Below are 19,722 nucleotides of genomic sequence, written 5' to 3' on the forward strand. Positions count from 1 at the left end.
AACTATCCTTTTGCTGTGTATATGTCAATATTGAGTACATATCGCATATCTAAATGCGGTAGACGGGGATGATTTCTTTTCTAAAAGCGAAGGGAATTATCTGGGATGTAAATTCATTCCTCTTTCGGGGCCTCTATCATTGATTGGATAGATCAAGAATCGATATGTACTACCTCTTTTGGGTAATTCTTTTGTTTTTGAAAAAACTCAAAGCATCTACATCTGCCTTACTCTTCTCGAAGAAGAATACCACTGACTACAATAGCATCAATATGCAATAGTCTCTATCTATCGGCATTCTGAGGCCTTGTCTCAAAACCTCTCCGAAGACAAATATCCGATTCTATTCTTCTGACATCCAACACAGACTTCAGCCCATAAACCGAAACAGAGAAACGATATGCTTACCACATCGGAAGGTATAGGAGCGTGCACCTCTTAAGTGCCAATAAGTTAGCTCACTGGAAAATTGTACTTTTGCCAGAACATTGCCTTATTGTGCCCCGCGGTGTTACCCTCAGCAGTCGGGTCTACTCAACTGAATTGAGTATGTTCGCTCCGACCCTTGGGCTCTCCTCGCATGGTCTCAGTAGGTCAATGTTATGTTCCGAGATATTCGCCATCGAGCGGTTTTATGGAAAATCTCACAACTGAAGGTTACCACAAATCGTATGGTATCGAGGAAGAGACAGTTTATATAGACAGGAAGAAAAAATGTCAGACAATTATACCAACGTTTTCAACGACGACGAAGAGGACAGCTACCCGGTGTTTTTCCCCGTGCTTTCCATGTGTGAAGCGGATGAGGCTTTCGAGATAGATCCGGCCGAAATCCCCGATGAGATTCCCATTTTAGCCATGCGGAACATGACTCTCTTCCCTGGTGTAGCAGTACCCATACTTGTCGGGAGAGAGAAGTCCATGCGCCTCGTCCGTCACATAGAGAGACATGGCGGATTTTTCGGCTCCATTGCACAGAAAAATGCGGAAGTAGAAGATCCTTCAGAAAGCGACTTATACTCCGTGGGAGTGATCTCCCAGCTGGTGAAACTCATCGAAATGCCGGATGGCAACACAACAGGCATTATACAGGGACACCAACGCTTCCGACTCAAAAAGCTGACACATCAATCGCCTTTCCTCAAAGGACAGGTAGAGCTCCTTGAGGAACAACTGCCTCCTGTAGGGAAGAACGGAGACAAAGAGTTTGAAGCTCTGGTCTCCACGATACAGGATATGACACTAAAGATGCTCTCATTATCCAATATGGATGTACCGAGGGAAATCATATCAGCTCTCAAAAGGAATAGAAACCCCCTCTACCGCATCAACTTTGCCTCAGCCGGCATATCTGTTTCTACTGCTACTAAACAAGGGTTGCTGGAGATAGATAGTCTTAAAGATCGCGGTTACAGACTTCTTTATTTGCTGCACAAAGAGATAGAAATGCTGGAGCTGAAAGCCTCCATCCAGATGAAAACACGGGAGGAGATGGACAAGCAGCAGAAAGAATACTTCCTACAGCAACAAATCAAAACCATACAAGAAGAGCTGGGTGGTAACATCAACGATTTGGATGTAGCCGAACTTCGAAACAAAGCCCAGACAACAGAATGGCCCTCTGAGGTGGCTGAGACTTTTGAGCGTGAGCTACGCAAGCTGGAGCGCATCGCACCGCAAAGCCCAGACTACTCCATACAGCTGCAATACCTGCAGACTCTGATCGGAATGCCTTGGGGCAAATCCAGCAAAGACAACTTCGACCTCAAACGTGCTGAGCGAGTCCTTGACAGAGACCATTTCGGTCTGGAGAAAGTGAAGGAACGCATCATTGAGCACTTGGCAGTACTCAAACTCAAAAAAGACATGAAGTCTCCTATCATCTGCCTCTATGGTCCTCCTGGAGTAGGGAAAACTTCTTTGGGAAAAAGCATAGCAGAGAGCCTAAACAGAAAATATGTTCGAATCTCTCTTGGAGGAGTGCATGATGAGGCCGAAATACGAGGACATAGACGCACCTATATAGGAGCAATGCCCGGCCGGATCATCAAAAATATGCAGAAAGCAGGCTCCATGAATCCTGTCTTTATACTGGACGAAATAGATAAACTCAGTGGAGACTTCAAAGGAGATCCGGCTGCAGCCTTGCTGGAGGTACTCGATCCAGAGCAAAATACCGCCTTCCATGACAACTATCTCGATGTTGACTTCGACCTCTCTCAGGTGCTCTTTATAGCTACAGCCAACAACTTGGGCAACATCTCTCAACCATTGCTCGACAGAATGGAGCTAATAGAGGTAAACGGCTATATCCCAGAAGAAAAGATAGAAATCGGGATGAGGCATTTAGTACCCAAACAATTGCTCAATCACGGGTTTGAAAAGAAGCAAATACGATTATCAAAAAAAACAATAGAGCAGATCATTGAAGACTATACTAGGGAATCCGGAGTGAGAGGCTTGGACAAGCAGCTTGCCACGCTTTTCCGAAAGATTGCCAAACAAGTAGCCACAAATGAATTCTACCCCCTTCGGATAGAACCAAATAGACTCTCCGACTACCTCGGTGCGCCCAAATATAGCCGAGACAAGTATCAGGGCAATGAATTACCTGGGGTAGTGACCGGCTTAGCATGGACCCAAGTAGGAGGAGAAATTCTATTTATAGAAGCCAGTTTGCACAAGGGCAAAGAACCCAAACTAACCCTCACGGGCAATCTGGGCGATGTGATGAAAGAATCTGCGATTCTGGCTTTGGACTACATTCGGGCACATGCCTTGGAAATAGGGATAGAAGAAACTCTCTTCGACCAATATCAACTACACATACATGTGCCGGAAGGAGCTGTACCAAAAGACGGGCCTTCGGCCGGAATCACAATGGTAACAGCCATTGTGTCGGCTATCACCAAGCGTCGTGTACGCTCTCATCTGGCCATGACAGGGGAGATTACCCTCCGTGGGAAAGTATTGCCCGTGGGTGGTATACGAGAAAAGATGCTCGCAGCCAAAAGAAGTGGGATCACCAATGTCGTACTCTGTACTGAAAACAAGAAAGACATCGATGAGATCAATCCCAAGTATCTCGATGGTCTGACTTTCCACTTCGTAGACCGAATAGACGAAGTATTGGATTTCGCCTTGCTGGATTAGTAAGCGATATAGCCACAAACAAAACTAGCGATAAGTCATGCCTAATACAGAAACTCAATTTACTCAGGTCTTAGCCTCCTGCCGACAGCTTTTCGAGAAAAAGCTGCACGACTACGGAGCTGCTTGGCGTATCATGCGTCCTGAAAGCCTCACAGACCAGATTTACATCAAAGCTAACCGCATACGCAGCATACAGCTGCAAGGCAAAAGCAAAATCAACGAGGGGATAGAGTCTGAATTTGTCGGTATAGTCAATTATGGTCTGATCGCCCTCATTCAACTGGAATTGGGCATAGAAGAAGGTCCTATAACAACGACTAATGAGCAAGCTCTGAAGTACTATGACCTCAAAGGGAAAGCCGTATTGGATTTGATGCTGGCCAAAAATCATGACTATGGAGAAGCATGGAGACAAATGCGTGTATCCTCTTTTGTAGATCTCATCCTCTCCAAGGTACTACGGACAAAGCAAATCGAAGATCTCGGCGGTGAGACCTTAGTAAGCGAAGGCGTAGAAGCCAATTATATGGATATGGTAAACTATGCGATCTTCGCCCTCATTGACCTGACACTATGAACAAACTACGTACCACAATAGCCGAAATATCTCGCCTGCTACTGGCCCTCACATTCCTGTTCTCCGGTTTTGTAAAAGCAGTAGATCCCATGGGAGGAGCCATCAAGATAGGCGAATACTTCGGCATATTCGGGCTATCGGTTTCCTTCCCTCTCACAGTAGCAGCGGCCATGGCTCTCGCTTCGTTTGAATTTTTCCTTGGAGCTATAGCCCTGATGGGGGTATATAAGAAGTGTTCTTCCCGGCTGTTTTTGATCGTGATGGTTTTCATGACGAGCATCACTCTCTTTTTGGCAATTTCCAATCCCGTAAAAGACTGTGGCTGCTTTGGAGATGCCCTCAAGCTGACCAATTGGCAGACATTTGGGAAGAATATCATTCTGCTACTATTCTCTCTCTCTCTCTTTTTCGACTATCATCGAGTAAGGAGCCTTTTCTCTGTATCCAGAGCCTGGTTCCCGACCGCTCTTTCTGTGGTGGGAATACTCCTCTTCTCGATAGTCAATTATCGCTATCTACCAATGATCGACTTTCGTCCATTCAAAGTAGGATCCCGATTAGATGCCATTGTGAGTATTCCTCCGGGAGAAAAAGCGGACGAATACGAGTTTGTATTCGTATATGAGCAGAAGGGAGAACGCCGAGAATTTACTCTCGATGCCCTACCCGACTCTACTTGGACATTCGTAGAGCGTCACGAACGCTTGGTGAGCAAAGGTTACCAACCTCCGGTACCAGACTTCTCGGTCTTTGATCCGCACGGAGATGATATTACGGAACAGATACTGCATATGGGCGGTGCCTCGGCCGACTCTTCCGACAAAGGACTGATACTCTTAATTTCCCCCAATCTCTCGCAAATCTCCGAAACGACTTTCGATCTTCTGAACCGGCTGTATACCACCGCCCAATCACTTGGTGCTAATTTTTGTCTGCTTTCCGGATCAGATACGGAGGTCATTGACTCATGGCGCAACAAAGCCTCTGCACGCTATCCGATCTATATCGCTGATGCCACGATACTCAAAACAATGGCCAGGGACAACCCTTCCATCCTGTTTGTGAGTCAAGGGATAATCACAGGGAAATATGCCTACAGATCTCTGCCCGAAGCAAATGGATTATCTGCATTTGTGGAGAATCATCTTCAAGCTGATATAGAGTCCATAGACCTCCCCAAACCTTGGGGTCGGCTGTCTGTACTCTCGGCTTGGGTTGCTCTGCTTATCTTTGCTTCAGTGGGACGTCTTTTTCGAAGGAAGCCCAGCAAAACAGAGCACTGAAACTACAAGTTTGTGATCTAAACAGAAACTGAAAGACAATACAAAAACAGCAAGATATGAAAACACGCAATGTAGTAGCTGCAAACTGGAAAATGAATAAGACCCTATCCGAAGGGTTGTCTCTGATCAAGGACATCCAGGCTCAGCTGGAAAACTATCAACCCAACTGCAAGGTAATCCTCTGCCCTCCTTCTTTCTTTCTGGGAGCAATAGATTCGGCCAACTTACCTGAAAAACTAAGTTTTGGAGCCCAAGACTGTTCTCAACACACCAAGGGGGCCTACACCGGTGAGATATCTGCAAATCAAATTGCCAGCACTGTGGCAGACTATGTCATTATTGGACACTCCGAGCGCAGAGCTTATCATCAAGAAAATGCTATCTCGCTGGCAGAGAAAGTGGATCGAGCTCTTGCAGCAGGTTTACGACCGATTTTCTGCATAGGGGAGTCTCTCCAGCAAAGAGAAGATGGCAGCTACCTTGATGTAGTTGCAGACCAAATTACCTCCTCTCTCTTTCATCTGGAATCATCGGCCTTTGCTCATCTGATTTTGGCTTATGAACCAGTTTGGGCTATCGGGACGGGGAAAACCGCTTCTGCAGATCAAGCACAAGAGATGCATGCACACATCCGTAAGCACATCGCATTGAAATACGGAGAAGAGTTAGCCTCCTCGACTTCCATTCTCTATGGAGGTAGCTGCAACGGAGACAATGCGAAAGAATTATTTGCCAAACCGGATGTAGATGGAGGGCTCATCGGAGGAGCTTCGTTGGAGGCTGCCAAATTCATGCCTATCATCAAAGCTTTCGATTAAGGCTACAAAAACTTGATATTTCCCCATCCTTCTCGTCATGAAGTCCCTTTCGAAAAGCACTTTCCCCATACCGGCGATCATCTTGACAGCTCTTTTGCTATGGATCCCGAAGACTACATACGCACAAAATGTAGTAACCAACGACCAAAGCACAGCTCCTGCTTCTATTTTTGAAGCCTTGGAGTCTTCCAAGCCGGGCGAGGGGCGAGTAATAGTCTTTGTCCCGAGTGAAGTTCGCAAGAGAGTAGGTACAGTCGGTCCACAAGGAGGGCAGATCCTACATGGCGAGACAAACATTTCGCTACGTGGAGGCTTTCGTATTCAGGTCTATGTAGGTAATCTAAAGACATCCAAACAGGAGGCTTATTCGAGGGCAAGTCGAGTAAACCGGCTCTTCCCCGGAGAGGTTTGCTATGTGACATACAAAGCCCCCTTCTGGAAACTTCTGGTAGGAGACTTTATCTCCCACGAAGAAGCACACAAAGTAGCCAAAGAACTAAAGCAAAGTATGCCTGATTTAGCTCAGGAAATATACGTAGTAAGAAACCGCATAAGATATCACAACTAATCGCATTGGAGAACGAGGGGAGGGATACTCACTCTCCCCTCGGTCGGCTCTCTCATCCCTTTTCCATAAAAGACTTCTGCTTTTTCTTTTCGCAATTGTTCTCAGAGTATATTGTGGGGAGGGTGTGCCGGACTCCTTTTGCTCATTGTAACCGATACACTCAAATTTATATGCAAAACGAACAAGACCTCTCTATTCAAGAGGCACTACAACGTCATTACGAAGAAGTACTGACCCTTCTGGGCGAAGACCGTAGCAGAGAAGGGCTCATCAAAACCCCCGAACGAGTGGCAAAGGCCATGCAATTCCTCACCAGCGGATATCAAGAGTCTCCTGAGGATATTCTGCTTAGTGCCAAGTTTAAGGAAGATTATCGCCAAATGGTGATTGTCAAGGATATAGATTTCTTCTCTCTCTGCGAACATCACATGCTTCCTTTCTTCGGGAAAGCACATGTGGGCTACATTCCCAACAAATACATCACCGGCCTGTCCAAAATACCCCGTGTCGTGAATGTATTCAGCCGTCGTCTGCAGGTACAAGAAAGACTTACGACACAAATCAAAGAATGTATTCAGAATACACTCAACCCAATGGGAGTCATCGTTGTGATCGAGGCGCAGCATATGTGTATGCAGATGCGAGGGGTAGAAAAACAAAATGCTCTGACCACGACCAGCGACTTCACCGGAGCCTTCCAAGAAGCCAAAACACGGGAAGAGTTCCTCAATCTCATCAAACAGAAATAAGAACCTCTGGGAGCCAACGAACAGCAGGCTCCACCAATCATCATAACGCAACATCATGGATACCGGTACAAACAGTCGCACTTCCTATCTGGGGCCTTTCATCACCATGGTCGTGTTGATGGCTCTGATCGGATTTATCACCAGCATCAACCAACAGTTCCAAGTCCCTATACAGTCCGCCTACCTGCAGTCAGCAGGCTCTTACGAAAATACATTCTCTACCCTTCTGGTATTTGCCTTTTTCCTGGCCTATTTGTTGATAGGCCCCTTGGCAGCTCGTTATCTGGAGCGTAATGGCTACAAAAAGACCTTGCTCATGGGCGTAGGAATCTTAGGGCTGGCTTTCTGCATATTCCTCGGCTCTGCCATGCAGTACAGATACAGCTTCTCCCGACCAATCGAGTTTACACTGTGGGATGCTCGCATACCGCTCAGCTACTTCATTTTTGTCTTGGGGAGTTTCATTAGTGGCACTGGGCTAACTTTCTTGCAGGCTTCGGTCAATCCGTATCTGATCGCCTGTGATGTCAAAGGGACATCCCCCGTGCAAAGACAAAACATAGGAGGCACAGGCAATAGCATCATGACCACTATCGGGCCTCTCTTTGTAGCTTATGCCGTATTCCGTGGGCAGGCCGGCACCGATGTAGACATACAGTCTATATTTCTACCAATGGGGGTGCTCATCCTGGCTATGCTGCTACTATATGCCATTATCCGTCGATTGGAGCTCCCGAATCTGGCCAACACGACTGCAGCATCGGGAGAAGAGCTACCACACTCAGCTTGGCGATTTAGTCACCTCTCTCTGGGTGTTTTGGCCCTCTTCTGCTATGTCGGTGTAGAAGTTTGTATTGGCAGCAACTTCAATCTCTACGCCAAATCCGACTTGGGGATGACCGGCCCAGAAGCCGCACAGATGATTACGGTTTATTGGCTTTGCCTGCTCATCGGACGTTTCTTGAGTAGCTTCCTAAGCAAGGTTTCTGCCAAAGTGCTCCTTAGCATCTCATCCCTCTCGGCAATGATTTTGCTCGGGCTGGCTATGCTCATACAACAGCCATGGCTATTGATCGCAATCGGATTCTTCCACTCTGTGATGTGGGGAGCTATCTTCAGTCTGGCTCTGGAAGGTCTTGGTAAATACACAGCTAAGGGTACGGGGCTCTTGATGATGGGAGTCGTAGGAGGAGCAGTCCTGCCTTTCGCTCAAGGAATTTGGGCAGACAAACTCGGCTCATGGGATCTCACTTGGCTTCTGGTATTGGCCGGTGAGGCCTATATGCTCTTCTATGCTCTCATAGGCTCTCGGCCTCGCCTACGAGCAGATCGTATTGAGAGATAATTATTCTTTGCCGGACTTTGCAGAATGCAGTAATCACGAAAGCATTAGGGCTCAAAGGAGAAGGGAGCAGATTTAGACAAATAGCCAACCAACCCCGAGCGTCAGGAATAGTGTAGCGAATGCTGTATTCGTGCGACAGTCTCACAGGAGGAGAGGTATTCTTTCGGAGAGTACCTCTCTTTCTTTATTTTTGGTGTTTAGATTGCCAGTCCAAAGAGAACTACAGCACGGAGCTCACATCCCCCTCGAAAGGCTGTGCCCTCATTCAATAGTGCCGATATGATCCTACAAGAAGCCGGTTAAATAGTGTGTCTTTTTATTGCTTTCAGTTGCTTACGAGCAATGTTTTTATGCTCAGATTGGAGCTTTTTGACCTTGGATTTTCTACTCTTTTTTGATCCCTGCAGGAGGTGTTTTTGAATGACACGGGAGAGAGCAAAAATTCTCTCCTGAGAAAAAAAATGCTCTCTCCTGTGTTAGCAAAATTTCTCTCAGGAGAGAAAATTGACCCTCTCAGAACGGCCTATTCATCGGCATTTCAAAAGATCGATATAGAGCGTATAAAAAGGGAGGTTATCCGTTTGTTCGTACAGTCTTTTCTTCTCTCTTTCTCCACTTTTTGTCGCGAATAAGAATTTACAAAACATATCAGTTTCAATAGCAGGAAATAGACAATCCTTCTCTACCCCTCCTACGTGTAGCTATGAAAAAATAAGGCTGTGGTAACTCGGCAAGGGAAGCCGGATACCACAGCCTTACTATTCTATCTGTTGGAACTTAGTCTTTCTTCACCAACTTGGTTTGTTCTTGTCCTATACGCAACAGGTAGACAGCTACTGGCAACTCACTGAAATCGACAATCTGCTCAGTTGTCTGTAACAAACCTCTTCTGAGCAAACGACCATCCATGGTATAGAGAGCATAATCGACCATGTCTACTCCCGGATTACGAAGTATTACTTGTCCGGTTGTTGGATTGGGATATGCGAGCATCTGCTCTCGGCTTTTGGGGTTGGAGATATACTCGTCCCAATAATTTCTAACCTCGACCTCTCCCAACTCTTGCCAATCGTATTCTCTGTCAAATCTGCCAAGAAGAGTATAGGTACCTGCCAGGACTTCTAGCTCTTTTACTTCCAAATGCAACACAGAAGAGGCTCCATTTGGTGCAATTTCTGCCAATTGGCCTCTGAAAGAAAATGGTTTGAGAGCTTGATTTTCTCCCTTAGGAGTCAGTTTTAGGAATAATAGCTCTCGCTGTTCATCTATTCCGCTGTTCGTAAAAAATACATCTATCGTACTCGGCCCATACGAACGGAGGTCACTCTCAACCTTTTCGATTTTTACATCAAATTGTCTGGCTCCGACCACTCTGATATTCAACTTGTCAGCCTTGTCTATGTAATAATAAGGATGAGGAATATCTGCGTAGGAAAGCAATGGTATCCAATCAGCTCCAGGGACATCAGTACGTTTGGTGATGAAAGTCACCTTATTAGTACCTGGCTTGAGTAACTCTGTGTCGAATTTATAAGGGATACTGATAGAATATTTATAATTGACGGTCAGTTCTTTTTCGTAAGCTTGCAGGTCAGTGCTTTTTCCTTCCGAGTCTGTTATACGGACACCGAAAAGGAAATTAGGCTTGAATTCGTTGATGCAAGTTATTCGTGCTTCTCCTTCTATTTTTTGACCTGCATCTCTCACCTTATGCATGTCATTGAGACGGAAATCACAATCTCCAAACTTGTCATCTGCTCCATCCTTGTCTGGCTCAAGACCGACAATAATCTCTTGCAGTATGGTGAAGGTACCGTTTCCGGCCCCTGCTCCCAACTGCAGAGGAGCTAGAAGTGTCAGGCGGAAATATCCATTAGACAATCCACTCCAGCCCCAGTTGAAGTGGTAGGTACCATCAGCTTTATAGCCATCACAAATAAAGGCATGACCAGATGTTCTGTCTGCACCGGCATAGTATAAGGGTCTTTTCTTGCTCAACTCAGTACGCACAATTTTCTGCCATTCATAGGCGGTGGTAGTGTGACGGTCAAGCATCTTTATGCTCTTCTTGTAGAAAAAATTGTTCCTTAGAGCTCGTATCACGGGGGGAGTGTAGGCATAGCTTCCTCTATTCGAATAGGATGTATTGATAGATAATCCGACATCACGCATCAATGCACTTAGAGCCAAACGTTGTTCCTTAGGAGCATTCTTCTCGTCTACAGTTCCCGGCATATTCTCCCAGTCATAGGTCTGGCCCAATTCTACGGAATACTCGTTCCCATAATAATCCGTATACTCGTTCTTTCCCTGTCCTTTTTCCGGCCAAGTATAATAACGCATCAATTGTGCCACTGCTGTCGCCACACAACCAGTATAGATGGCCCCCTCGGGAAGTTGCATATTGTATGGTGCAAGCTGATTCCAACGGATGGCTTTGCCCTCCCATGGACCGGTCTCCATCAATGGCAGTACAGCCTCAGGCAGATCAGGATACTCAAAGGAGGAAAAGGTAGACACATCAATTCCGGAAGCTATAATAGTCTGTATTTCGTGCTGATAAAGACGGAGGAAAAAGGCTAAATTGTCCGGCAATTGCTCCATGTCAATTTGTCCTCTGTCGGAATAAGCCAGTATTTCCGGAACTAAATCGTCCCCGGCGACAAGAGCAAAACCGGCATTATCACCACGGTTGAATACATAGAAACAAGGCGTAAGCGACTCACCCATAGAGCCAAATCCGGCGGCTTGTATATCCGCATCCATCATCACGGTATGTGTCAGCCTTATTTCTCCTTTTGAAGTTATGTTTTTCTTCAAAGGTGAAGGCTTCTCCATTTGTTCAAACAAGCGTGTAGCAATCAAGCTCGCACGCTCCGAATCTATCGGCCCGGCCACAGCAATCCACATGCTCAACAGAGAGGCCAGTGTCAAGAGAATAATTTTCTTCATCTTTAGTGTTGTTACAAAGTTTAGTAAGTTAGATAGAGGTCGGTTAAAAAGCTCACTGGCGACAAATTTACCAATAATCTAAAACCATGAAACAGGAAAGATTCGGGAGCCTCGATAAAAGTCCTCTGGAATTGTTTCTCACTCCCTCAAAAGACCTTCTTAGCGAGCCTCTTGCCAGACTTCGCATAAGCAGGAATTGGGAGAAGGAATTGAAACCAGAGGATGTAATAGGGCAGAGACACCTCACCCCTCGCAAAACCAGCATTGCCGACCGGAGTTTCTCGATCGATCCCAAGATTGCTTGTTAGGAGTTTCTCGAGTAGAGATTAGAAACTTCTATTCCATTCTTGCATCAGCTATATTTGTAACGAATTTGATGATACACAACAGCTTCCTATTGCAGATAGACAAGCATTTCTCCCAAACAATACATTCAAATAAGAATGTAATTGAAGAAACCTTCGGCCATTTTTTCATATCTTACCTCTATAACGACACAAAAATGAGAGAGAAAATGGGACAAAAGATTTCGATTTGTTGGCTACACAAATGTCAATTGTTGTTTTTTCACAAAAACAGTCTCTCGTCGGATTATTTAATTATATCGTTAGAAGGAAAAGAACGATAGAGCCCGAAGTTCAGCCTAGAAGAAATATACTCGAACCTATTACGGATTATTGGCTGCATCCTTTTTATCTGAAGTAGTTTCTCAACATTTAGAAAAATCCCCGACAAATGAAATTCAAAAAATCAATAGCCCGGAAAGCAGAGCAAGAACAGCCTCTAAAATTTACGCAGCTGATTGTTAGGAGTCTCCTTTTCCTATTAGGATTTACCCTATTTTGGCTTGCCATTTTAATCATATCCAATGTGGCGAAAGAAGAGTTATTTCTATCTGAAATTCCAATTGTTTATACATGGTTAATAAGCTTACTTCTTGTCATTGCACCATGGTTGTTGTATTTAATTTTTATTACTGGAGACAATACTTTTAGCAAGATGCTTCGAAACTTCAAGTTGTATGGAGCATTCGGCACTCCCCCAGATATAGGGCTAAAATGGTGGACTGTATTCATAATGATGATTGTTTGTATCTATTTCTTCCAACCGAGCTTGTATTCCAATATAAATGCCCTGTATCATGAAATTGTCTTCAAGGGGAAAGCTGTTTTAAGCGAGGAGGAGGAGCAAAGTAGAGACAAACGCTTTGTGAGGATTTCAGTAGAAAACAGAGGCGAACAATATAGATTCGAGGGGAAAGCAGAGCAATTCGGACCATTGCTAAACAAAGAAGTTCATATTACTGTCTACCAAGGGCTATTCTTCAAGTATGCGTTGGTAAGTCAGCCGTGATTGACACGAATTGCTGAACCAACGGAAAACTTATTCATCTTTTCCTCCGAAGCTCACTTGTCGCCTCTACTTGTCTCACATATCAAACCTCAACTCTGCATCAATCCCATGATTAGGGGCAAAAACCGTATCTTTGGGAGCTTCTGGGAATAGACGGGAGCGTTTTTTCAGCAGCTGAACAATACGCTACAAACCAATGATTACAGCCGAACGATACCACGACATCAGCATGGGGCACCGAGTGGTGGGGCACCAACACAAGTGTAAACATTTGCATGGTCACAACTATCGCATACACTTCTGCTGCATTTCGGACGAAACAGACGAGCTGGGTATGGTGATTGATTTCGGCACAATCAAATCCACCCTCTGTGCCTATCTGGAGCGTGAATGGGATCATAAGTTCATGATCTGGCAGGAAGATCCGCTATTGGAGCAACTTCAAGCCATTGTACCACAGGACATCGTGATCGTTCCCTTTAACCCGACAGCAGAGAATATGGCTCGCTATCTGGTCGAAGATATAGCTCCATCTTTGTTGCAAGGCAGTCGGGTGACCCTGCACAGCTGCCGAGTAGAAGAAACAGCTAAATGTTCGGCAACCTATTCTCTGTAAGAAGATGAAGCCATTGCTCGTAAAAGAGATATTCTACAGCCTGCAAGGCGAAGGCGGACGCAGCGGTCGGCCATCCGTTTTTGTGCGACTTTCCGGCTGCAACCTTGATTGCTCTTTTTGCGATACGGATTTTGCCCATGGTCGTCCTATGCAAGTCCACGAGATAGCCCAAGCAATAGCCACATACCCCTCTCGGGAAATGATATGGACAGGGGGCGAGCCCAGCCTACAACTCACTGATGAACATATTGCCTACTTTGCCGTTCTAGGCTACTACCAAGCTATTGAAACCAACGGCACCCATACTCTTCCACAAGGACTGGATTATATCAGTTGCAGCCCAAAGCATCGCGATTGGTCTCTGCTTGCCCGGATCTTCCCCAAAGGAGTGAGTGAATGGCGCTTTTTGATAGAAGCAACAGGAGAGCTTCCCCCACACGAAAGTCTCCTGCCTGCTGCTCATCACTACTGCGTAAGCCCGGTTTTCCAGACTCAACCTAAAGGTGATATGGCAGATCCACAAGCCCTGAAACGATGTATAGAATACTGCCTGGCGCATCCGCGCTGGCAGCTGAGTATCCAGTTACACAAACTGATCGGAATAGCCTAACGATTGTGAAAAAGCTGTACCATATCTGCTGTTGCCTGCTCCTGCTCGCTTCGGTGCTCAGTTGCAAGAGCATAAAGATCGGTGATGCGGAGAAAGCCGAACACAATGGAGAGTATCATAAGGCAGCAAACTACTACAACATCCTCTACAAACGCACTCGCAAAGACAAACGAGAGCAACGAGCCTATCTGGCTTGGCATGCCGCAGAGAATTACAGTCGTCTGGGGCAAATGAACAAGGCCCTATCTTCCTACCAGTCTGCTCTGCGATACAGATACCCCGACAGTTTGCTCTACCTGCGCATAGCCAACTCCTTTCACGGCTTGGGCAGATATAAGGATGCACAGAAATACTATGCCCAATTCGCCCTTGCTCACCCACAGGATCCCAGACGAATACTCGGAGAGGAAGGCTGCCGGATAGCAACGTCAGGACAAAAAACTGCGATCTATAGCATACGCAAATCCCCGCTGCTCAATTCGCCCAGAGGAGACTTCTCCGCCACCTATGCTCCCGACGGCTCCGCCATATACTTCTCCTCCAGCAGAAGCAAAGATCCTTCTATTAGCCCCAGCGATATCACCGGCCTCAACCCTAACAATATCTATTACACCAAAAGGGATAACAAAGGGAAATACAGCAAAGCTGACTCTCTACCTGGTGGGGTCAATACTGATCAGGACGAAGGCACACCAGCTCTTAGCTCGGATGGCAAAACCCTCTACTACACCTATGCCGAGCAAAATGAGTTATACTCTCGTACTGCCAAAATATATAGCTCCAAAGCATCGGGAGATGGTGGATGGAGTAGCGGCACAGCTGTGGAACTGTGGAGCGACAGCCTGAGAATGGCAGCACACCCGGCACCAAGCCCTGATGGTAAATGGCTGTACTTCGTAAGCGAAGGAGGAAGCTCCCGTGGGGGGAAAGACCTTTATCGCGCAGCTATCACTCAGGAGGGATTTGGCTTTCCGGAAAATCTCGGAACAGACATCAATACCATAGGGGACGAACTTTTTCCCTATATGGCCACAGACTCGACTCTCTATTTTGCCTCGAACGGACATCCGGGGCTTGGTGGATTGGATATTTTCTGTGCCACACTCGACTCTGTTGGGCACTGGGATGTGACACATCTGGCTCCTCCAATCAACTCTTCTGCTGATGATTTCGGTTTTGTATTCGATCCTACGGAACGGTCTTCCGATGACCCCATAGCCGAGAGCGGTCTATTCTCTTCTACAAGAAATGACGCCTTGGCTCGACCACACTTGTACGAATTTTACCGTCCTGCAATTCGCCTCTATATAGAGGGCTATGTCTATGACCGAGAAGGGGAACCGATCCCTCAAGCAGAGCTACGCATCGTGGGAGACAAAGGCCCTGTGGGGAAAGGTTTGGTCTACACCAAAGACGATGGCTCATACAGGATAGCTGTCGAAGGAGCCTCCGAATACGTCATGCTCGCCGGAGCATCCTCTTTCCTCAACCGCTATGCACGTATCCAGACCGACACTGCTCGGCAAGACGAGGTGTACTATGTCGATTTTTACCTCGCATCTCGTCTGACACCCGAAGCTCTCAAAGATATTTTCTATGATTTCGATAAAGCTTCGCTACGCCCAGAAAGCAAGAAAAGCTTGGATGAACTAATAGAAATCCTAAACGACAATCCGGATATTTCCATACGCCTGACATCTCACGCAGACCGCAAGGGATCGGATGCATACAATTTGGATCTCTCCGATCGCAGAGCCAAATCGGTGTGCGACTATCTTGTCTCCAAAGGAATTGATTCTACCCGGCTGTATCCCATCGGCTGCGGCAAACAGCGACCCCGCAGCATAAGCAAAGGATTGGCCAAGACATACGACTTTCTGCCTGAGGGAACAATCCTGACAGACTCTCTCATTCAGTCTTTGTCGAGTGATCGACAGCAGATAGCAGACCAACTGAATCGACGTACCGAATTTAGTGTCATACCAGCCGCAGAGTTGGTAAAAATGAAACAGCAGACTGGAGCAGCAAAGCAGCAGGCCCTGCAACCAACCAAGGAGAAAAACGCCACAGAGGAAAAACCGGACGAAGGAAGGACGAATAACAGAGAAATCAAGGAAGCAACAACAGAGCATCAAAAGGACAATAGAGAGTTTGAGTCCGGAGAAGAAGCAGCAGGTAAAGAGAAAACAGAACGTACTCTCAATGAGACCGATAAGCTCCCCTCTTCTGTTCCTCAAGACAGCACAGAGTCTGCCAAACGTACCTAAGAAGAAAACAAAGTCGAACATCGAAAGAAACCAAAGCAAAACCAAGATATGACAAGACAAAAACAGACATTCATAGTCATGGCTCTTGTGGGCCTGATCGCTGTATTGCCTCTCTCAGCTCAACAGAAGAAGAGAATAACCCTAAGCGAAATTACCGGAGGGGACTTTCAAGAATTGGGAGCCAGAGGTACATTCCGCCCCATGGGAGATACCTTCTACACAGAAAAGACAAAAGACAATACAGCTATTGTACGCTATGAATTCGCCACAGGCAAAGTCGTGGATACGCTCTTCAGTACTACTTCGGCCAAAGACTGTTCCTTTGATCACTTCGATGACTACATCGTAGGTCCTAATGGCACTCATATCTTACTCCTCAACAAAAAAAATCCGGTCTACAGACACTCCTACACAGCAGAAGTCTATGACTATGATGTCAGACGCAAACTTGTGAAACCGCTTTCGGAGCAAGGAGGGCAAATCAGTATCCCGACATTCAGCCCCGATGGTCGTATGGTCGCATTTGTGAGAGACAACAATATCTATATCAAAAAATTCGACTTCGACACAGAAGTTGCTGTGACGACCGATGGCAAGAAGAATGAGATAATCAACGGACAAACCGATTGGGTTTACGAAGAAGAATTTGGACAGACAAAATTGATGAGTTTCAGCCCGGATGGTTCTTTTCTGGCCTATGGTCGCACCGATGAAAGTCTGGTGAAAGAATATGCCATGCCCATGTATGCCCCAGCCGGAAAGCTCTATCCCGAAGCCTATCGTTATAAATACCCCAAGGCAGGGGAGCAAAACAGCCGCCTCTCCGTACATCTGTACAACATAGACAATCGCTCTACTAAGACGGTGCAACTACCGAATATGGCAGACATCTATATTCCACGGCTACAGTTTACTTACAAATCGGATGAATTGGCTGTTGTCACCCTCAACAGACAACAGAATCTCTTGCGGATGTATTATGTACATCCCAAAAGTCTGGTAGCAAAACTGATACTCGAAGACAAGAATGAGAGATATATAGACGAGCAAGCCATAAGCTCCATCCTTCTACTTGCCGATGGTTTTGTGTACCTCTCCGAACGAGATGGATGGCAACATCTCTATCAATACAATGCCAAAGGGATAATGCAACGGCAAATAACCAAGGGAGAATGGGATGTGACACGCTTCTACGGAATGGATGGGCAAGGAAACATCTACTACCAAGCAGCCAAAGAAAGTCCGTTGCGTAGGGAAGTCTACCGTGTAGATCCGAAAGGGAAAACACTATGCTTGAGTAATGCCAAGGGTAACAATCATGCCCGGTTCAGCGGTAACTTCTCCTTTTTCATCAACAATCATAGTAGCATCGATACTCCCTTGGAGGTTGCTCTGTACAGGACGAAGACTCCCAATAAACCTCTACGTATCCTGCAAGACAATGCAGCTCTAAGGAAGAAATTGCAGGGCTACGAATTGGCCAAGAAAGAATTTATCAAAGTGAAAAATGGAGCCGGACAGGATATGAATGCATGGATAGTGAAGCCTCTTGACTTCGACCCGAACAAACAATATCCACTCCTCATGGTGCAATATAGTGGTCCTAACTCGCAACAGGTGGCAGATCTTTTCCGACTCGATTGGGAACAATACCTCGCAGTCAATGGGATCGTTGTAGCCTGCGTGGACGGACGAGGCACTGCCGCCAGAGGAGAAGATTGGCGTAAATGTCACTACCTCAAACTCGGCACATTGGAGACACAAGACCAAATAAGCGCAGCCAAAGAATTAGGGAAACTACCCTATATAGACGCCTCTCGTATAGGGATATGGGGCTGGAGCTATGGAGGGTACAACACTCTGATGAGTCTGTGCAAAGGAGAGGGAACCTTCAAGCTGGGGATAGCTGTAGCCCCCGTAACCGATTGGCGTTACTATGATACTATATACACAGAGCGGTATATGCGCACTCCACAAGAAAACGGGCGAGGATACGACGAAGCCTCCGTTCTTCGCTTTGCCAATCAACTTCGTGGCAAACTATTGGTTATCCATGGCTCTGCCGATGACAATGTACACCTGCAGAATACAATGAATCTCACCAATCTATTGGTAGAGGCAGGCATACCTTTCGAGCAGGCAATATACACTGATAAAAATCATAGTATACCGGGGCGCAATACCCGTCTACACCTGTATACTCGCATGGCCAATTATCTTTTCGACAACCTCTAATGACCACAGAAGAAACACCTCTGCAAGGGCCCAGGAAACGCCCTCTGCGCAAACCTGAGTGGCTCAAAATCAGTCTGAGTGCGAACGACCACTTTGCCCGCACGAAAGACATAGTAGACAAGCATTGCTTGCATACGATCTGCTCCAGTGGTCGTTGCCCCAACATGGGCGAATGCTGGAGCCGTGGCACGGCCACCTTTATGATTGCCGGAGATATATGCACCAGAGCTTGCCGATTCTGTAACACCAATACTGGCAAGCCCTTGCCTCTCGACCCTAACGAGCCAGCCAATGTAGCACGTAGCATCGAGCTGATGAAGCTCAAACATGCGGTGATTACCAGTGTAGACCGAGATGATCTCCCCGACTATGGGGCGAACCATTGGGCAAATACGATTCGACAAATCAAGGCAACCTGCCCCAATACGACCATAGAGGTACTGATACCCGATTTTCGAGGTCGAACAGACCTCATTGACCTCATTATAGCAGCCAAGCCGGATATCATATCGCACAATATGGAAACGGTTCGGCGACTAACTCCCTCGGTAAGACATGTGGCAACCTATGATTGCAGCCTGCACGTACTGGCACATATTGCAGCCGCTGGTGTCACAACCAAGACTGGGATCATGCTGGGATTAGGCGAAACGGAGCAAGAGGTTTGCGAGTTGATGGATGACGTGCTCTCTGTCGGTGTTTCCGTGATCACCATCGGCCAATACCTACAACCCTCCAGACGCAACTTGCCAGTAGAGGAATATATTCGACCGGAGCAGTTCGAACGCCTTCGCCTGATTGGCTTGGAGAAAGGCTTCCGACACATAGAGTCAGCACCGCTGGTTCGGTCCAGTTACCACGCAGAAAGGCATTTGTAGAAACCGTTGCACAAGCTCAAAAGGCCCTCTCCAGACCTTTCACTGAAAATCTACATGGTCTTTCGACAAAATCTCAGAATAAGAGTATTGCACAGAGCTTGCTAAATGTATTGATGTAATCTTCACAGGCAACGTTATATTTTGTATTACTACTCTTATTTGTATTATCGGATCAGACTGTCTTTTCGCTCAAATTAGTGGCTTTTTAGTTCGTTTTTCCCTCTCTTTTTTGATACTCATAGGAGTCGCTTTTTACTAACACAGGAGAGAACAAAAATTATCTCCTGAGGAAACGAATGCTCTCTCCCGTGTTAGCAA

General features: G+C 46.3%; 15 protein-coding genes. 14 read left to right on the forward strand and 1 reads right to left on the reverse strand.

The window, feature by feature from the left end; translation table 11 throughout:
• Positions 1-714: 714 nt before the first annotated feature.
• The 7 genes from lon (at position 715) to DQN70_RS01600 (ending at position 8,493) form a co-directional block, all read left to right on the forward strand.
• The gene (gene lon, locus DQN70_RS01570) at positions 715-3,153 is read left to right on the forward strand and encodes an endopeptidase La (RefSeq protein ID WP_023937305.1); all 2,439 of its coding nucleotides are present in this window, start codon (positions 715-717) and stop codon (positions 3,151-3,153) included.
• A gap of 37 nt (positions 3,154-3,190) precedes the next feature.
• Positions 3,191-3,730 (forward strand): DUF1599 domain-containing protein, encoded by a 540-nt coding sequence (locus DQN70_RS01575; RefSeq protein ID WP_023937306.1) that lies wholly within the window; start codon positions 3,191-3,193, stop codon positions 3,728-3,730.
• On the forward strand, positions 3,727-5,013 hold the full coding sequence (locus tag DQN70_RS01580; protein ID WP_023937307.1) for a BT_3928 family protein: 1,287 nt from the start codon (positions 3,727-3,729) through the stop codon (positions 5,011-5,013). The genes DQN70_RS01575 and DQN70_RS01580 overlap by 4 nt, the downstream gene beginning before the upstream one ends.
• A 56-nt stretch (positions 5,014-5,069) precedes the next feature.
• Positions 5,070-5,831 carry a triose-phosphate isomerase gene (tpiA, locus tag DQN70_RS01585; protein ID WP_023937309.1) on the forward strand — a complete coding sequence of 254 codons (762 nt, stop codon included), beginning with the start codon at positions 5,070-5,072 and terminating at the stop codon, positions 5,829-5,831.
• Between the two features lie 37 nt (positions 5,832-5,868).
• Entirely contained in the window at positions 5,869-6,399 is a 531-nt protein-coding gene (locus DQN70_RS01590) for an SPOR domain-containing protein (RefSeq protein WP_052115660.1), read from the forward strand.
• A 170-nt stretch (positions 6,400-6,569) separates the two neighbouring features.
• Positions 6,570-7,148: a GTP cyclohydrolase I FolE gene (gene folE / locus DQN70_RS01595; RefSeq protein WP_023939932.1), complete on the forward strand. Its 579-nt coding sequence runs from the start codon at positions 6,570-6,572 to the stop codon at positions 7,146-7,148.
• A 55-nt stretch (positions 7,149-7,203) separates the two neighbouring features.
• Complete coding sequence (locus DQN70_RS01600; protein WP_023939934.1) at positions 7,204-8,493, forward strand: MFS transporter; 1,290 nt, start codon at positions 7,204-7,206, stop codon at positions 8,491-8,493.
• A 777-nt stretch (positions 8,494-9,270) separates the two neighbouring features.
• Here the strand turns inward: DQN70_RS01600 and DQN70_RS01610 are convergent.
• Positions 9,271-11,445, reverse strand: coding sequence for a thiol protease/hemagglutinin PrtT (locus DQN70_RS01610; protein ID WP_023939937.1), 2,175 nt, complete (start codon positions 11,443-11,445; stop codon positions 9,271-9,273).
• A gap of 86 nt (positions 11,446-11,531) precedes the next feature.
• Here DQN70_RS01610 and DQN70_RS09565 point away from each other — a divergent pair, with 86 nt between their 5' ends.
• The 7 genes from DQN70_RS09565 (at position 11,532) to lipA (ending at position 19,404) form a co-directional block, all read left to right on the forward strand.
• The gene (locus tag DQN70_RS09565; protein WP_023939939.1) at positions 11,532-11,753 is read left to right on the forward strand and encodes a hypothetical protein; all 222 of its coding nucleotides are present in this window, start codon (positions 11,532-11,534) and stop codon (positions 11,751-11,753) included.
• A gap of 427 nt (positions 11,754-12,180) precedes the next feature.
• Positions 12,181-12,798, forward strand: coding sequence for a hypothetical protein (locus DQN70_RS01620; RefSeq protein WP_042225781.1), 618 nt, complete (start codon positions 12,181-12,183; stop codon positions 12,796-12,798).
• A 196-nt stretch (positions 12,799-12,994) separates the two neighbouring features.
• Positions 12,995-13,414, forward strand: coding sequence for a 6-pyruvoyl trahydropterin synthase family protein (locus DQN70_RS01625; protein ID WP_023939948.1), 420 nt, complete (start codon positions 12,995-12,997; stop codon positions 13,412-13,414).
• 13 nt (positions 13,415-13,427) lie between these two features.
• Positions 13,428-14,024 carry a 7-carboxy-7-deazaguanine synthase QueE gene (locus tag DQN70_RS01630; protein WP_197711758.1) on the forward strand — a complete coding sequence of 199 codons (597 nt, stop codon included), beginning with the start codon at positions 13,428-13,430 and terminating at the stop codon, positions 14,022-14,024.
• 5 nt (positions 14,025-14,029) lie between these two features.
• Positions 14,030-16,291 (forward strand): PorE family type IX secretion system protein, encoded by a 2,262-nt coding sequence (gene porE / locus DQN70_RS01635; RefSeq protein WP_023939953.1) that lies wholly within the window; start codon positions 14,030-14,032, stop codon positions 16,289-16,291.
• Positions 16,292-16,339: 48 nt separating this feature from the next.
• Entirely contained in the window at positions 16,340-18,526 is a 2,187-nt protein-coding gene (locus DQN70_RS01640) for a S9 family peptidase (RefSeq protein WP_023939954.1), read from the forward strand.
• The gene (lipA, locus tag DQN70_RS01645) at positions 18,526-19,404 is read left to right on the forward strand and encodes a lipoyl synthase (protein ID WP_023937334.1); all 879 of its coding nucleotides are present in this window, start codon (positions 18,526-18,528) and stop codon (positions 19,402-19,404) included. The genes DQN70_RS01640 and lipA overlap by 1 nt, the downstream gene beginning before the upstream one ends.
• The last annotated feature ends 318 nt before the right edge of the window (positions 19,405-19,722 follow it).

The organism is Porphyromonas crevioricanis (genome assembly GCF_900476255.1).
Taxonomy (GTDB): domain Bacteria; phylum Bacteroidota; class Bacteroidia; order Bacteroidales; family Porphyromonadaceae; genus Porphyromonas; species Porphyromonas crevioricanis.

Coding starts and splice junctions, on each gene's coding strand:
- lon (WP_023937305.1), top strand. CDS start 715: ATGTCAGACAATTATACCAACGTTTTCAACGACGACGAAGAGGACAGC.
- DQN70_RS01575 (WP_023937306.1), top strand. CDS start 3,191: ATGCCTAATACAGAAACTCAATTTACTCAGGTCTTAGCCTCCTGCCGA.
- DQN70_RS01580 (WP_023937307.1), top strand. CDS start 3,727: ATGAACAAACTACGTACCACAATAGCCGAAATATCTCGCCTGCTACTG.
- tpiA (WP_023937309.1), top strand. CDS start 5,070: ATGAAAACACGCAATGTAGTAGCTGCAAACTGGAAAATGAATAAGACC.
- DQN70_RS01590 (WP_052115660.1), top strand. CDS start 5,869: ATGAAGTCCCTTTCGAAAAGCACTTTCCCCATACCGGCGATCATCTTG.
- folE (WP_023939932.1), top strand. CDS start 6,570: ATGCAAAACGAACAAGACCTCTCTATTCAAGAGGCACTACAACGTCAT.
- DQN70_RS01600 (WP_023939934.1), top strand. CDS start 7,204: ATGGATACCGGTACAAACAGTCGCACTTCCTATCTGGGGCCTTTCATC.
- DQN70_RS01610 (WP_023939937.1), bottom strand. CDS start 11,445: ATGAAGAAAATTATTCTCTTGACACTGGCCTCTCTGTTGAGCATGTGG.
- DQN70_RS09565 (WP_023939939.1), top strand. CDS start 11,532: ATGAAACAGGAAAGATTCGGGAGCCTCGATAAAAGTCCTCTGGAATTG.
- DQN70_RS01620 (WP_042225781.1), top strand. CDS start 12,181: ATGAAATTCAAAAAATCAATAGCCCGGAAAGCAGAGCAAGAACAGCCT.
- DQN70_RS01625 (WP_023939948.1), top strand. CDS start 12,995: ATGATTACAGCCGAACGATACCACGACATCAGCATGGGGCACCGAGTG.
- DQN70_RS01640 (WP_023939954.1), top strand. CDS start 16,340: ATGACAAGACAAAAACAGACATTCATAGTCATGGCTCTTGTGGGCCTG.
- lipA (WP_023937334.1), top strand. CDS start 18,526: ATGACCACAGAAGAAACACCTCTGCAAGGGCCCAGGAAACGCCCTCTG.